This window comes from Streptomyces sp. NPDC043726 (genome assembly GCF_056436565.1).
In genome coordinates this window covers 545,503-561,317 of sequence record NZ_JBWKCI010000006.1, presented here as the reverse complement: position 1 = coordinate 561,317, position 15,815 = coordinate 545,503, and the positions used below count along the sequence as shown (strand labels likewise).

The window sequence follows — 15,815 nt, the reverse complement described above, 5'->3', positions numbered from 1 at the left end:
CGACGGGCCGACGGGAGCCTCTCGATGAACAACGAGCAGAAACTCCGCGACTACCTCAAGCGGGCGACTGCCGACCTCCGCCAGGCCCGCCGTCGTATCAAGCAGTTGGAGGAGCAGCCCCCCATCGCGATCGTCGGCATGGCCTGCCGCTACCCCGGCGGCGTGGCCTCGCCGGAGGACCTGTGGCGACTGGTGCTGTCCGGCGAGGACGCCATCGGCCCTTTCCCCGCAGACCGCGACTGGGACCTGGACGGCCTCTACGACCCGGACCCGGAGGCCGAGGGCAAGACCTACGTGACGGCCGGCGGCTTCCTCGACTCCGTCGGAGACTTCGACGCCGAGCTGTTCGGGATCTCGCCGCGCGAGGCGCTGGCGATGGACCCGCAACAGCGGCTGCTGCTCGAAGCGTCCTGGGAGGCCGTCGAGCGCGCGGGCATCGACCCGCACACGTTGCGCTCCACCCCTACGGGCGTGTTCGTCGGCGCCCCGTCCTCCGAGTACGTGACACGGCTGAACAGCGTCCCGGACGGCCTCGAGGGCTACATCAGCACCGGAAACGCCGTCAGCGTGGCCTCCGGCCGCGTCGCCTACACCCTCGGCCTGGAAGGCCCGGCCGTCTCCGTCGACACGGCGTGCTCGTCGTCCCTCGTCGCGCTGCACCTGGCGATCCAGGCGCTCGGCAAGGGCGAGTGCACCCTGGCACTCGCGGGCGGGGTCACCGTCATGCCGACGCCCGCGACCTTCGTGGAGTTCGGCCGCCAGCGCGGACTGGCGGCGGACGGCCGCTGCAAGGCGTTCGCGGGTGCCGCCGACGGCTTCGGTCCGGCGGAGGGCGTCGGCCTCCTCGTGGTCGAACGGCTCACCGACGCCGTCCGCAACGGCCACCCTGTCCTCGCCGTGGTCCGCGGCTCCGCCGTCAACCAGGACGGCGCCTCCAACGGCCTCACCGCCCCCAACGGCCCGTCCCAGCAACGCGTCATCCGCCAGGCGCTGGCCGCCGCCGGACTCTCGGCCGCCGAGGTGGACGCGGTGGAGGCGCACGGTACGGGGACGACGCTGGGTGATCCGATCGAGGCGCAGGCGCTGCTGGCCACCTATGGGCAAGGGCGGGACGCGGAGAGCCCGCTCTGGCTGGGCTCGGTGAAGTCGAACATCGGACACACCCAGGCCGCTGCCGGTGTCGCCGGTGTCATCAAGATGGTGATGGCCCTGCGGGCGGGCGTTCTGCCGCGCACTCTGCACGTCGACGAGCCCACCCCGCACGTGGACTGGACGGCGGGCCAGGTCGCGCTCCTCACCGAGGCCCGCGAGTGGACGACACTCGACGACCGACCGCGCCGGGCCGCCGTCTCCTCGTTCGGGATCTCCGGGACTAACGCCCATGTGGTCCTGGAGCAGGCGCCGGAACCGCCGGCCCCCGAGCCCGTCCAGGGCGACGGCCCGCTCTCCGGCTCCCCGGTCCTCCCCTGGCTGATCTCCGCCCGCACGGCCGACGCGCTGACCGCCCAGGCGGAACGCCTCGCGGACACGGTGGCTGACACCGACCCCCTGGACACCGGTTGGAGCCTCCTCACCACTCGCGCCGCGCTGAACCAGCGTGCGGCGGTGTGGGGTTCGGAAGCGGACGAGCTGCTCACCGGCGTACGGGCGGTGGCCTCCGGCGGCGTCGCGCCGAACGTCGTGACGGGCGCGGCGGGGGGCGCCGGGGCGAGTGTGGTGTTTGTCTTCCCGGGTCAGGGCGCGCAGTGGTTGGGGATGGGGCGGGGGTTGCTGGAGTCCTCGCCGGTGTTCGCGGCGCGGATCGTGGAGTGCGAGACCGCTCTTGGGCCCTTTGTCGACTGGTCGTTGACGGAGGTGCTGCGGGGCGAGGACGACGCGTGGATGGGCCGGGTGGATGTGATCCAGCCGGTGCTGTGGGCGGTGATGGTGTCGCTGGCGGCGGTGTGGGAGTCGCTCGGGGTTGCACCGGCTGCGGTGATCGGGCATTCGCAGGGGGAGATCGCGGCTGCGGCGGTCGTGGGCGCGCTGAGCTTGGAGGACGCGGCTCGGGTCGTGGCACTGCGGTCGGCGGCCATCCGCGATGAACTCGCCGGCCGCGGTGGCATGTTGTCGCTGGCGACCGGTCCGGAACAGGTGTCGGCGTGGGTTGAGCCGTACGGCGATCGCGTCGCGGTGGCGGTCTACAACGGCCCGGAGGCCACGGTTGTCGCCGGTGACCCGGAGGCGCTGGACGAGATCGCCGACGTGGCGGAGACGGCCGGTGTGCGCGCCCGCAGGGTTCCGGTGGACTACGCCTCGCACTCCGCGCAGGTCGAGGACATCAAGGCCAAGCTGCTCGACGCCCTCGCTCCGGTGAAGCCGCAGACCTCCCGAACCCCGATCATCTCCACGGTGACGGGCGGGGTGTTGGACACCGCGACGATGGACGCCTCGTACTGGTACGAGGGTCTGCGCCACCCAGTCCGGTTCACCGAGGCGATCACGACCGCGCTCGACGACGGACACGCCTGTCTGATCGAGGTCAGCGCCCACCCGGTGCTGACCATGGGAGTTCAGGCCATTGCCGAGGCGAGCGAGAAGCCGGTCACCGTCGTCGGCACCCTGCGAAGGGACGAGGACGAGAACGCCCGCCTCGTCGCGAGCGCCGCCGAACTCTGGGTCCACGGGACCGACATCGACTGGTCCGTCGTATACGCGGGACGCCCCGTCACCCGCGTCGACCTGCCGACGTACGCCTTCCAACACCGCCGCTACTGGCTGGAATCGGGCACCGACGCGGCCGACGTCAGCGGCGCCGGTCTCACGGCGGCCGATCACCCCCTGCTTGGCGCTGCCGCAAGCCTCGCCGTCGACGGCGGGGTCATGCTGACCGGCAGGCTCTCCCTGCGCACGCATCCCTGGCTGGCGGACCACACCGTCGCAGGCACCGTCCTCCTCCCGGGCACCGCCTTCGTCGAACTCGCCGTCCGCGCCGGAGACGAGGTCGGCTGCGGCCATCTCACCGAACTCACCCTCCAGGCACCCCTGATCCTCCCCGAGCAGGGCGCCGTACAGGTGCAGGTCTTCGTGGATCTCCCCGACGGATCCGGGCACCGCGCCCTCACCATCCACTCCCGGTCCGAGGCGCCTGACGGATCCGCTTCCGCTTCCGCCGAGGAGTGGACCTTGCACGCGGAGGGCACCCTCCTGCCCGAACAGCCGCCCGCGCCACCGCCGTTCACCGAGGTGTGGCCTCCGACCGCTGCCGAAGCCGTCGACGTCTCCGGCTTCTACGGCGCCGCAGCCGAGGCGGGCTACGGCTACGGGCCCGCCTTCCAGGGTCTGCGGGCGGTCTGGCGGCGCGGCGCCGACATCTTCGCCGAGGTCGTGCTCCCCGAGAAGCAGAAGGGCGACGCGGCCCGCTTCGGGCTGCACCCGGCACTGCTGGACGCCGCCCTGCACGCCCACGGCTGCGCCCCGGCCGAACCCGCCGCACCGGAGGAGGCGCGGGCCCTGCGCCTGCCCTTCGCCTGGACCGGAGTGACCCTCTTCGCCACCGGCGCCGACCGGCTGCGCGTCCGGCTCCGTGCCGAGAGTTCCGACGCCGTCCGGGTCGACCTCGCCGACAGCGCAGGAGCGCCGGTCGCCTGCGTCGACTCGCTGCTCGTGCGCCCGGTGACGGCGGCCCAGCTGGCTGCTGCCCGCGCACCGCGTACCAACGACATGTTCCGGGTCCACTGGACCCCCGTACCCTGCGACCCCGAGGCCGTGCGCCACGCCACCTGGGCCGTGGTCGGGGACGATCCGTACGGTCTGGGCGCGGCGGTCCAGGGCGCGGGTCTGGCGGTCGACGCCTATCTGGACGTGGCCGGTGTCCGGGGCGTTCTGGAGTGGGGTGTGCCCGCCCCGCAGGTCACGCTGATCGCGGTGACGGGCGAGAAGCTGGGCGCCGCAGAGGAGCCGGGCGCCGCTGAGGCCCCCCGTGCCGCCGAGGAGCCGGGCGCCGCCGAGGAGACGACGGCCCGCGTCCTCGCCACCGTCCAGGAGTGGCTGGCGGACGAGGCGCTGGCCGACTCCCAGCTGGTCTTCGTCACCAGGGGCGCGGTACCGGCAGGCGGCGACGACTCTCTGACCGACCTTGCCACCGCTCCGGTGTGGGGCCTGATCCGCTCGGCTCAGTCGGAGCACCCGGGCCGGTTCCTCCTGGTCGACCTGGACCCGGCGGAGCAACCGGGTGGCACAGACGCCGAGTTGCTTCCTGCTGCTGTCACGGCCGCGCTGGACTCCGGCGAGGGCCAGGTCGCGGTGCGCGGCGGACAGACCCTCGTGCCCCGGCTGGTGCGGCCCGGCGCCGAGGGCGGCTCCCTGGTGCCGCCCGTCGGCGCCGATGCCTGGCGCCTGGACGCCACGGGCGACGGCACCCCGGACGGACTCACCCTCGTACCCGCCCCCGAGGTGGAGGCCCCCCTCGCACCCGGCGAGATCCGGGTCGCCGTCCGCGCCGCCGGCGTCAACTTCCGCGATGTGCTGCTGACCTTGGGCCTGTACCCGGGCCGCCCGATCCTCGGCAGCGAGGCGGCCGGGGTGGTGCTCGAAGTCGGCGCGGACGTCACCGGCATCGCCCCCGGCGACCGGGTCACGGGCCTGATGACGGAGGGTTTCGGCCCTCGGGTGGTGACGGACGCCCGGCTCGTGGTCCCGATCCCGGAGGGCTGGTCGTTCGAGCAGGCGGCTGCCGTACCGGTGGTGTTCCTCACCGCCTATTACGGCCTGGTCGATCTCGGCTCGGTCCAGCAGGGCGACACTGTGCTGGTCCACGCGGGTGCCGGCGGCGTAGGCATGGCGGCGATCCAGCTCGCGAAGCACTTCGGCGCCACGGTTCTCGCCACGGCCAGTCCCGGGAAGTGGGATGTGCTGCGAGGCCTCGGCCTCCCCGACGAACAGATTGCCTCCTCCCGCGACTTGAGCTTCCGCGAGGCCTTCGCCGACGCGGGCGTGAACGTGGTCCTCAACTCCCTGGCCCGCGAATACGTCGACGCATCCCTCGACTTGTTGACCTCCGGTGGCCGCTTCCTGGAGCTGGGCAAGACCGACATCCGGGAAGCGGACCAGGTCGGCGATGTCCAGTACACCGCCTTCGAGTTGAGCGAGGCGGGTGCTGACCGCATCCAGGAGATCCTCGGCGAGCTGATGGGCCTGTTCGCGTCCGGTGCTCTCGTGCCGCTTCCGGTGCGGGCGTGGGATGTGCGCAGGGCCCGGGAGGCGTTCCGGTTCATGAGCCAGGCCCGGCACACCGGCAAGGTCGTGCTCACCATGCCGCGCCCCCTCGACCCGGACGGCACGGTGTTGATCACCGGCGGCACCGGCACCCTGGGCTCCCTCGTCGCCCGTCACCTCGCCACTCAGCACGGGATACGGCATCTGCTGCTCACCAGCCGCCAGGGACCCGACGCACCGGGCGCCCCCGAACTCGTTGCTGAGCTTGAGCAATTGGGCGTCGCGGTGACCGTCGCCGCCTGTGACGTCTCCGACCGCGAGCAGCTCGCCGCCCTCCTCCACGGCCGCGATCTGACGGGCGTCGTCCATACCGCCGGAGTCCTCGCCGACGGCCTCATCACCGCCCTCACCCCCGAGCAGCTCACCACGGTCTGGCGACCGAAGGCCCAAGCCGCCCTCCACCTCGACGAGCTCACCCGCGACCACGATCTGGCCCTGTTCGCGCTGTACTCCTCCGCCTCCGGCGTCTTCGGCGGCGCCGGACAGGCCAACTACGCCGCCGCCAACACCTTCCTCGACGCCCTCGCCCACCACCGCCGAGCCCAAGGCCTGCCCGCCACCTCCCTCGCCTGGGGCTTCTGGGCCGAGACCAGTGCCCTGACCAGCAACCTCGGGGAACAGGAGCAGGCGCGGATGGCCCAGGGCGGGATGCTGCCGCTCAGCACGGAGCGCGGGCTGGCCGTGTTCGACGCGGCCACCGGTGTGGACGGCGCTGTGACGGTTGCCGCCGCGCTCGATCCGGCGGGATTGCGTGACCGTGCCGCTCAGCATGTACCGCCTTTCCTGCGGGAGTTGGTCACGTCCGCCCGGCGGCGGCGCGGGACCGCGGCCAACGAGGTGGTCGAGTCGGCCTCGGGGCTCGCCAAACGGCTCACCGGACTGGACCGGGCGGGCCGGGAGCAGGTGCTGGGGGAGTTGGTCCGCAGCCATGTCGCCGCCGTACTCGGTCACGCCGACGCCGCCGCGCTGGACATGGCGCGTGAGTTCTCCTCCCTGGGCTTCGACTCGCTTACCGCCGTCGAGCTGCGGAACCGGCTCGGCGCCGTCACCGGTCTGGCGCTGCCCGCGACGCTGATCTTCGAGCACCGGACGCCGGAGGCGCTGGCCCGGTATCTGTCCACGGAGGTCGAGGGCGGCGAGGTGGTGCCCGCGGCGCCCGTGGAGGCGCGGGCCATGGATCCCGACTCGCTCAGCGGGATCTTCGTCAAGGCCTGCCGTGAGGGCCGGTTCACGGAGATCAGTACCGTGCTGCGGACGGCGGCCGACTTCCGTGAGTCCTTCACCGGCCCGGCCGAGCTGGCGAAGCTGCCGCAGCTCACCCCGCTGGCCCGGGGCGGCCGGTCGCCTCAGCTGATCTGCTTCCCGACGTTCGCCTGGAAGCCCAGCGTTTACCAGTACCTGTCCTTCGCCGCCGCGCTCGGCGACAGCCGTACCGTCTCCGCCCTCTCCCTGCCGGGGTTCATGACCGGAGAGCCGATCCCGGCCGACCTGGACGCCCTGGTGCGCACGCTGGCGGAGGCGATCCGACAGAACGCGGGGGACGAGCCGTACGGCCTGCTCGGCTACTCCAGTGGTGGTCTGATCGCGAGCGCCGTCGCCCGGCACCTGGAAGAGACGGACTCGGGTCCGGCCGCGCTGGTGATGATCGACACGCACTGGTGGGACACGGCCGGTGGTTTCGACGTCGACCCGTGGGCGGCCAGTGTGCTGAGCGGGCTGATGGACCGGGTCGGGGAGAGCGATCATCAGGGCGAGAGCTGGGGCGACGCCTGGGTCACCGCCCGCGCCCGCTATCTCTACCTGGACTTCCACCAGGCGGAGTTGGCGGCTCCCACGCTGTTGGTCCGGGCGGCCGACTCGCTCGGCCCCGAGGGTTCGCGGCGGCGTGCCGAGTGGGGCTACGAGCACACCGCCGTGGAGGTGCCGGGCGACCACTTCACGCTGATGGAGGCGGCGCACGCGGCGGACACCGCCCGTGCCGTCGACGCCTGGCTGCGGGAACTTCCCGAGCGCATGTGACACCCATCCACCGACTTGAGGAGCGGCAGTGCTCGAACTCGCGGGAAGGACCGCCTTCATCACCGGCGGCGCCCAGGGCATCGGCCTCGGCCTGGCCCGGGCCTTCGCCAAGGAGGGCGTACGGCTGGCTCTCGCCGACATCGACGCGGACGCGCTGGCCTCGGCCGAGGCGGAGCTGTCGGCGGTGACCGAGGTGGCCGGCTTCGTCCTGGACGTCACCGACCGGGAGGCCTTCGCCCGGGTTGCCGACGAGGCCGAGGAACGCCTCGGCCCGGTGTCGCTGCTGTGCAACAACGCGGGCGTCGGCGGCAGTTATCCCGTCAGCGCGATGAGCTACGAGCTGTGGGACCTGATCCTGGGCGTCAACATCGGCGGAGTGGTCAACGGCCTCCAGACCTTCCTGCCCCGCATGATCGCCCGCGGGGAGCCGGCCCACATCGTCAACACCGGCTCCACCGCGGGGCTCGCGCCCCAGGGCGGGCAGGGTGGCTACATGTACGAGGGCACCAAGGCCTCGGTGATCGGCCTGTCCGAGGGGCTCGCCCGGCAGTTGGGTTACGAGGGCCATCCCATCGGGGTGACGGTGCTGTGCCCGGGGCTGGTGGCCACGAACATGGTCGCCACCAACCGGGCGGCGCGCCGCCGGATCACCGGGGATCTCGGGCTCACCACCGAGCAGGAGGAGGACCGGGAGCGGCTCCTCACCGAGCAGGACTTCTATCTGCGCCAGCTCGGGCTGTCCCCGGAGGCGGTGGGGGACATGGTGGTCGAGGGCGTACGGTCCGGGAAGCCGTACGTCATCACCGACCGGAGTGTCGCGGAGCCGCTGGCCGCCCGGTCGAAGGCGCTGTTCATGGCCTTGCCCCCGGAGACGGAGCACGACCGTCGGATCGCCCGTCATGTGGCGGCGCAGATGCGGGAGGCGGCCCGCTCGGGCGGCAAGACCCACTGAAGCCGCGGCAACTCCACCGAATCCGCAGAGCGGGGCCACCACGCGGGACGGGGGAGAGCCCGCGTGGTGGCCCCGGGTGCCGATGCGACCCCGGGGGAGGTAGGCCGCATCGGCCGGGCCGCCCGCCGGTGAACCGGTTCGGACGGCGCTCGGGTCTCAGGCCACGTCGCGACGCCGGAAGCCGCTCAGCCCGGCCGCGATGAGCGCGGCGGCCAGCAGTGCGAGCAGGAGCAGGGGCGTCGCCCGGAAGTCCGCCGACGGCAGATCGGGGACGTGGGTGAAGGGGGAGAGGTTCATGACGGTCTGGTCGACCTTGAGCACCTCCCCGAACTGGCCGATGACCAGGACGAAGGCCAGCACCACCCAGGCGACGGCCGTGTAGCGCGGCAGCAGCCCGAACAGCAGCGCGCACAGTCCGATCAGTGTCCATACGGCGGGCACCTGGGCCAGCGCGGCGCCCAGCACGCGGGGCACTTCGCCGGTGACGTCGCCGCTGTTGAGGCCGTGGGCCAGGCCGGCCGCGAGTCCGGCCGAGGTGAGCATGACCACCGAGCCGATGGCGGCGACCGTGAGATGACTGGCTGCCCAATTCACGCGTCGTACGGCCGTCGACAGCACCGGATCGATGCGGTGGGCGGACTCCTCGCCGGACAGGCGCAGCGCCGACTGGACGGCGTAGGCGCCGACGACGACGGCGATGAGCGAGGTGATGGTGGCCAGGAAGACGTCGACGATGCTGCCGGAGCCGCCCAGGTCGCGCAGCAGCTCGTCGATGTTCGGGTTGTCCTCGGCCACGTCGACCATGCCGTCCGCGACCCCGCCGAACGCGGCCCCGACGATCAGGAAGGCGAGCGCCCAGCCCAGCATCGAGCCCTTCTGCAGGCGCCAGGCGAGGGCGAGCGGGGAGCGCAGCGCGGGGGTGGCCTCCACCGGCCCGAGCGAGGGCGGCAGCACTCCGGCGCCGATGTCCCGCCGGCCGATGAGCACGCCGACCGCGGCGACCAGGACAGCGACGGCGCCGACGAACAACAGGCCCACCGCCCAGTTCTCGTCGGTGTACGGGCGCATCATCTCGGCCCAGCCGATGGGGGAGAGCCAGGTCAGCCAGGACATGCCGCCGTCGGTGGCGCTGGCCGCGTCACCGGTGGCGCGCAGCAGATAGGCGAGGCCGAGGACGGCGGAGGCGAGGCCGGTGGCGGAGCGGGCGTGATCGGTCAGCTGGGCGGTGATCCCGGCGACGACGGCGAAGAAGACGCCGACGCCCGCGCAGCCGAGCGCGAACGCCCAGGAGCCGGTGGCCGGCAGATCGGTGTTGCGCAGCCCGAGCCCGAGGAGCAGCGCGATGACCAGGTTCATGCCGGTGACCAGCAGCAGGGAGCTGGCCAGCCAGGCCTTGCGGCCGACGACCGCCGAACCGGCCAGCTCCGCCCGGCCGCTCTCCTCTTCGGCACGGGTGTGCCGTACCACCATCAGGATGCTCATCAGGCCGATGATCGTGGCCATGAAGGCGACGAGCTGGTAGGCGTTGATCCCGCCGGTCGTGGTCAGGTCGAAGGCGCGGCCGCCGAGGGCGAGCATCGCCGGGTTGGTCTCGACCGTCTCGGCGAGGTTCTGCCGTTCCTCGGCCGTGCTGTACAGGTCGTTGTTGCTCTGCGCGGACGCCGTGGTGAACAGCACGATGCCGAGGATCCAGGCGCTCGCGCGCACCCGGTCGAGCCGGAGGGCGAGGCGCAGCAGCGTCCAGGTGCCCGCGTAGTCCCTCACCGCGCGGCCTCCGCCCGGTCTCCCGCCCGGTCCGGCACGGTCGTGTAGTGCCGCATGAACAGGTCTTCCAGGGTGGGAGGTTGGCTGACCAGACCGCGCAGCCCGAGGGTCGTCAGATGCTGTACGGCCGTGTTGAGGTCGCCGGAGTCGACGTCGAAGGTGACCGTGCGCTCGTCGTCGCCGATGCGCACATTGTGCACGCCCGGCAGGCGGGAGAGGCCGCCGACGGATTCGGTCAGCTCGGCGCGGATGGAGGTGCGGGTGAGGTGGCGCAGCTCGGCGAGGGTGCCGGACTCCACCGTACGGCCGCCGCGGATGATGCTGACGCGGTCGCAGAGCCGCTCCACCTCGGACAGGATGTGGCTGGAGAGCAGCACCGTACGGCCGCGGCGGCGCTCCTCGTCGATACAGTCCTGGAAGACGGACTCCATCAACGGGTCGAGACCCGAGGTGGGTTCGTCGAGGATGAGCAGTTCGACGTCGGAGGCGAGGGCGGCCACCAGGGCCACCTTCTGCCGGTTGCCCTTGGAGTAGGCGCGGCCCTTCTTCTTCGGGTCCAGCTCGAAGCGCTCGATCAGCTCGTCGCGCCGCTTCCGGCTCGTGGTGCCGCGCAGCCGGCCCAGCAGGTCGATGACCTCGCCGCCCGAGAGGGTCGGCCAGAGGGTCACATCACCCGGGACGTACGCCAGCCGCTTGTGTAACTCGACGGCGTCCGCCCACGGTTCGCCGCCCAGCAGCTTCACCTGCCCGCTGTCGTAGCGCAGGAGCCCCAGCAGGACGCGGATGGCCGTCGTCTTGCCCGCGCCGTTGGGACCGAGGAACCCGTGCACCTCCCCGGCCTCCACGCTGAGGTCAAGACCGTCAAGGGCACGGACGGGTCCGAACGTCTTGACCAGTGAGGAGATTGAGATCGGTGGCGTCATGATTTTAACTGTACTTGAATATTTTGAAATTTGCGAGAACTGGAAGAAGCTTGAATGGCCGGTTAGGGTGGGTGCAGGAGGTGCCCTACACGTGTCCACAGGCAGAGCAGAATCGACGAACGACGCGCCCACGGGATCGCAGTGGGCGGCGGAGGGGGAGGCCCGCGCCGTGGAGCGGCTCGCGAGCCGGTTCGCCGAGACGGGACTGCCCCGCATGTCCGCACGCGTCTTCGCCGCCCTACTGGTGTCCCCGAACGGCGCGCTGACCGCCGCCGAAATCGGCGAGTTTCTTTCCATCAGCTCCGGCACCGTCTCCACGGCGCTGCAGAGCCTCGTCCGGATCGGCCTGATCAGCCGGGAGAACCAGCCCGGCTCGCGCCGTGACCTCTACCGCGTCCGCGAGGACCCCTGGCCCGACGTCTTCGCCATCCGCAGCCTGTGGCTGCGGGAGTTCGCGAAGGCCGCGATGGAGGACATCGACCTGCTCGACGAGTCCAACACCGCCGGCCGCGCCCGCCTGGCGGACATGCGGGAGTTCGGTCTCTTCGTCATGCCCAAGCTGGAGCAGATCGTCGCCGACTGGCGGGAGTACCGGGCCTCTGGAGCCTGACGGGGAACGGGGTCGCGTCCACGGTGGAGGCGGCCCCGTTCCATGTCGGCGCGTCGGCTCAGTCGAACCCTTGCGCGTCGGCTCAGCCGAACCGCAGGATCCGCGGCGCGAAGGTGTTCTCGGGGCCGCTGGCGCGGCCGACCGACCACACCGTCTCCGTACCCGGCACCGGCGTCAGCCGCAGCGTCCGTGAGTCGCCCTCGCCGGGCACCGCCGGTTCGCTGTACTCGGTGAAGGACTGTCCGTCCCAGGCGAGGAAGTCGGGGCCGGGAACGAGCGGCGGCGTACTGCCGGGCGGGCCCCACTTCTGCGAGTTGGCCACCGAGATCCAGCCCAGCTCGCCGGACGTCGTGGGTGCCAGTGAGGTGATCCCCCCGAAGTCGGCGGGCACGGTCACCCGGTTCCACGTCTGCCCGTCGAACCGGACCAGCAGCGGCGGGATCGGCCTGCCCGGCGGACCGCCCACGAACCCGGCCGTGCCGCCCGCCCACACCTCCGTCGGCGAGACCGCCAGCACACTGCCCACCGCCGACCGCGGGAACCCGTTCACGATTGTCTGCTCCCACGCCTGCCCGTCCCAGTGCGACACGGCCGCACCCGAGGCGGTGTCGCCCGCGGCCCACACGTCGTCGGCCGCCAGGATGTGCAGCCCGTACACACCGCCGGGCGGCGCCGGCACCTCCCGCCAGCCGCGCCCGTCCCACCGCAGCAACACCTGTACGCCGTCCCGCGACCCGATCAGCCAGACCTCGCCGCCACCGGCGACGACTCGCGACAGCAGGACACCGCGCGGCGCCCGCCTCTCGGACCAGGCACTGCCGTCGAAACGGAGCAGACGGGCGCCGCCCGCCGAGTCGCGGCCCACCGCCCAGACCGCGCTGGGCGAGGCCCCGGCGACGGACAGCAGCTCCCCCTGCCAGCCGATCCCGGTCAGCGGCCGGCGCTGCCACGCGCTGCCGTCCCAGCGCAGCACCAGCGGGAAGCCCGGAGCCTCACGGCCGACGGCATCGGCGCCCACCGCCCACGCATGGTCGGGACCGAACGCGGCGGCCTCGTTCAGCCCGGCCTGCGGACGCACCTGCGCCGGGACCGGGACGTGCTGCCAGGACAGGGTGTCCGCCGCGGCCGAGGTCACCAGCATCACGAGGGTCGTGGCGACGGCGAGGGCCGCGACGAGAAGTCTGCGTAACACGGATCAGCCTCCCAGCCGCTCACTCATCAGATTCGGTTTCGAGCCGTAGATCTCGACGGTGCCGAAGGACAACAACGAGGAACCGGAGGACGCCAGTTCACGCGGTTTGACGTCGATCGCGTTCGTGCGCTCGGGGCCGTAGGAGAAGGTGGTGCGGCGGCCGTCCACGCGCGCGTACTTCGACTGGAACGCGCGGTCGCTGCGCACCGGCAGCCACAGCGCGCCGTCCCGGGCGCGCGCCATGCCCTCGGTGTAGGTGTCGCCGAGTGGTGGGTAACCAGTCCGCCAGGCGCGCCCGTTGAAGGTCATCAGATACGTGCGGGCCACGCCGTCGGTGTACTGGCTGCCGCCGATCGTGATCCGCCCGGCCGGTTCGAGCAGCATGGTGTGCACGTTGCTGTTCGGCGGCAGCGGCACCTGCGCGTCCCGCCATGCCGTGCCGTCCCAGCGCAGGATCGTGCTCCCGCTGGTGGTGTCGGCCCAGGCCCAGACTTCGGTGGCGGTGCGCGCGGTGATTCCCATGAAGTACAGCACCCCGTCCGGGGTGGCTTGTTGGGTCCAGGTGGAGCCGTCGTGGTGCAACACCTTCAGACCGGTGTCGTCCTCGCCGACCACCCACGCTCCACCTGGTACGGCGGTGAAGTCCTGGTAGGTCCAGAGGGTTTGGGGGAGTGGTACGGAACTCCACCCGTCCGCCGACCGGCGCAGGATCTCCCCCGCCCCTTCCCGGTTGTGGAAGATCCACGTTTCCTCGCCGACGAACTGCACCTTGCCGAGCCAGCCCAGGTCACCGGCGCCGGGGAAGGAGGTCTCCCGGCTCCACGCGGTGCCGTCCCACCGGTACAGCATCGGCCGCAGTCCGTCGGCGGCGTGCTCGTACCCCGTCGCCCAGGCCTCGCCGGGCCCGCGGGCGGCGAGGTCGGACACGGTCACGGGGGACGACGCCGCCGGCGGCACCGGCAGCGCCGACCACGTGGGTGTCGGGCTGGGCGTGACGGCCGCGGCGGGCGACACCACCGCGGCACACGCCATCACCAAACAGACGAAGATCGCACGGAGACCGTTCACCAGACCTCCCCAGAACGCGAAGGCCGCTCAGCTTATGGCGTTCGCCCACAAGTGAACAGACGTCTCACGGCGCCACTATCGCCGTGGTCACGGCTTCCACCAGAGGCCGGACGCGTCGCGCAGGGTGTTGGTGCCGCAGTGGATCTCGCCCATGCCGAGGTGGTACGTGTACCAGTCGTCGACGTACGAGATCTTCATGCCGGCGCCGGTGTACGCGGCGGTGACGGCCTCGGTGAAGATGTCCTTGCCCCCGATGACGGGACCCCACTGGCGCGGGGCGAGGTAGCGGTCGCGGGAGAGCAGGATGCCGTTGACGGCGCCCGGGACGTAGGCGCTGGTCATCACCGTGGGTGCGGCGGCGCGAGCGCCGTCGGCGTCCTCCCGGAACTGCTGCTGACCGTACTTCCGGGCGGCCTCCGGGGCGCCGTCGCCGCCCAGGCGGCGGAGCAGCGGCACGCGGGTTTCCTCGCTGTCCCCGACGATGCCCCGGGTGTAGAGGGCGGGCACGCGGACGATCTCCTCGTCGGTGACGCCCGTCTGCTTCTTGAGGATCTCCAGGTTGGCCGCGATCTTCCGGGCCGCCATCTCGTTGTCGGAGACCAGGTGCCGGGAGGCCAGGGCCTCGTCGATGGTCTCCTCAGGGGGCAGCAGCTCGTCGAAGCCGGGCACGGAGAACATCTTCTTCGCGCCGTGGCCGTCGCGCTGGGCGTCACGCAGCAGTTGCAGCCCGGCCTCGGGGTCGGCGATGCCTATCCGCCAGCCGCGCGGGGTGTCGGCGGGCAGGAACTGCACGAACTCGTCGACGTGCCCCACATGCAGCCAGGAGGTGTCCAGCAGGAGCGGGTCCTGAAGCCCCTGGGACTTCAGCATCGTGCGTATCTCCTTGGACGGCTTGACGCCGCTGCCGTCCTTGCGCTCGCCCATGATGATCCGACCGGCCGGGAACGAGCGGCCGTTGTGGGCGTAGGGCGGGATCGTCTCCAGGTTGCCGTAGGAGTTGAGGGTCTCCCAGCCCTGCATGTCCCGGCCCTTGGCCTGCACGACACCGACGTTGGGGCCGCGCAGCTTCTCGTAGAGCTCACGGCCCGCCTCGCGGTCCTGGGCGGAGCGCAGCATGACGCGCATCGTGCGCTGCTTGCCGTCCGGGCCCGTCATGTTGAGGTAGGCCGGCTCGACGAAGTCCTGGGCCCAGATGTCGCCGTACTTCTCGAAGGTCACCAGCGGCTTGGTGATGCCCGCCGCCTGGCTCTCCTTCTCCAGCTTCTTGACGAACGCGCGCTGCCGCTTGGCCCACGGGTCGTTGCCCTTGACCTTGGTGACCAGCAGCTGCTGGGTGTTCTGCAAGGCGTGGTGGGTGAGCAGCGGGGCGGCGCGCAGGGTGACGGAGTCGGCGGTGGTGCCGGACGAGGAGGTGACCTTCAGCCGGATCACCACGCGCCCGTCCCACTTCGCGCTGTCCCGGATGACGTCCTTGCCCTCGACACCGAACTCGACGCCGGCGCGCAGTTCGGCCCGCGTCAGCCGGGTCTGCGAAGTGACCGGCTCCCAGGCGCCGTTGCGCTGGACGAAGACCCTGCTCTGCGCGGCGCCCGTGGTGACCTTGACGCTGCCCTTGGCGTCGGACGGCAGGTTGCGCAGCGGCACCGAACGCACCCGGGCCAGGTCGGCGGCGTCCGCACGGCCGTTGACCTTCTTGTCGGAGGCGTCGTTGCAGGCGCTGAGCTTGGCGTCGGACAGCGGGCGGCCGCCAGGACCTGTGGTCGGGCAGCGCTTGCTGTCGTCGTCGATGTTGGGCAGGAAGACCGCACCCCGCCCGACCGACCAGGTGTTCTCCCCGGCGGTGTCGGTGTCGCCCGTGACGTCGACCTGCCCGTCGCGGTTGACGTCCGCCCTCAGATCGATGCGCGGCGGCTCCTCCTCCGCGTACGCCATGCCCGGCGGTGCGAGCACCGCTCCCGTCGCGGTGAGGGCCAGTACCGCCCGTGCAGCGTGTCTCGTACGCACTTCGTGTCCTCTCGTTCCCAGCGGTCG

8 protein-coding genes are annotated in these 15,815 nt (G+C 71.9%); 3 read left to right on the top strand and 5 right to left on the bottom strand.

From position 1 onward, the window contains the following. The first annotated feature begins 24 nt into the window (after window positions 1–24). Window positions 25–7,275 (top strand): SDR family NAD(P)-dependent oxidoreductase, encoded by a 7,251-nt coding sequence (locus AC068Z_RS20615; RefSeq protein ID WP_478557249.1) that lies wholly within the window; start codon window positions 25–27, stop codon window positions 7,273–7,275. A gap of 28 nt (window positions 7,276–7,303) precedes the next feature. Further along, entirely contained in the window at window positions 7,304–8,227 is a 924-nt protein-coding gene (locus tag AC068Z_RS20610) for an SDR family NAD(P)-dependent oxidoreductase (protein ID WP_478557247.1), read from the top strand. 156 nt (window positions 8,228–8,383) lie between these two features. Here AC068Z_RS20610 and AC068Z_RS20605 read toward each other — a convergent pair whose 3' ends face one another. Both AC068Z_RS20605 and AC068Z_RS20600 read right to left on the bottom strand, forming a co-directional pair. Further along, window positions 8,384–9,991, bottom strand: a complete 1,608-nt coding sequence (locus tag AC068Z_RS20605) for an ABC transporter permease (RefSeq protein ID WP_478557245.1) — start codon at window positions 9,989–9,991, stop codon at window positions 8,384–8,386. Next, window positions 9,988–10,914 carry an ABC transporter ATP-binding protein gene (locus tag AC068Z_RS20600; protein ID WP_478557243.1) on the bottom strand — a complete coding sequence of 309 codons (927 nt, stop codon included), beginning with the start codon at window positions 10,912–10,914 and terminating at the stop codon, window positions 9,988–9,990. The genes AC068Z_RS20605 and AC068Z_RS20600 overlap by 4 nt, the downstream gene beginning before the upstream one ends. 91 nt (window positions 10,915–11,005) lie before the next feature. On the opposite strand from AC068Z_RS20600, the gene AC068Z_RS20595 reads away from it, so the two are divergent. Beyond that, complete coding sequence (locus tag AC068Z_RS20595) at window positions 11,006–11,524, top strand: GbsR/MarR family transcriptional regulator (protein ID WP_478557241.1); 519 nt, start codon at window positions 11,006–11,008, stop codon at window positions 11,522–11,524. An 82-nt stretch (window positions 11,525–11,606) separates the two neighbouring features. On the opposite strand, the gene AC068Z_RS20590 is transcribed toward AC068Z_RS20595, so the two are convergent. The 3 genes from AC068Z_RS20590 to AC068Z_RS20580 form a co-directional block, all read right to left on the bottom strand. Beyond that, window positions 11,607–12,716: a beta propeller repeat protein gene (locus AC068Z_RS20590; RefSeq protein ID WP_478557239.1), complete on the bottom strand. Its 1,110-nt coding sequence runs from the start codon at window positions 12,714–12,716 to the stop codon at window positions 11,607–11,609. Window positions 12,717–12,719: 3 nt separating this feature from the next. Continuing rightward, window positions 12,720–13,784, bottom strand: a complete 1,065-nt coding sequence (locus tag AC068Z_RS20585) for a beta propeller repeat protein (protein WP_478557237.1) — start codon at window positions 13,782–13,784, stop codon at window positions 12,720–12,722. Window positions 13,785–13,871: 87 nt separating this feature from the next. Then, window positions 13,872–15,788, bottom strand: a complete 1,917-nt coding sequence (locus tag AC068Z_RS20580; protein ID WP_478557235.1) for a protein-arginine deiminase domain-containing protein — start codon at window positions 15,786–15,788, stop codon at window positions 13,872–13,874. Between the last annotated feature and the right edge of the window lie 27 nt (window positions 15,789–15,815).

Excerpts from the sequence above, each read along its gene's own strand:
- AC068Z_RS20600 (WP_478557243.1), bottom strand. The coding sequence starts at position 10,914 with ATGACGCCACCGATCTCAATCTCCTCACTGGTCAAGACGTTCGGACCC.
- AC068Z_RS20615 (WP_478557249.1), top strand. The coding sequence starts at position 25 with ATGAACAACGAGCAGAAACTCCGCGACTACCTCAAGCGGGCGACTGCC.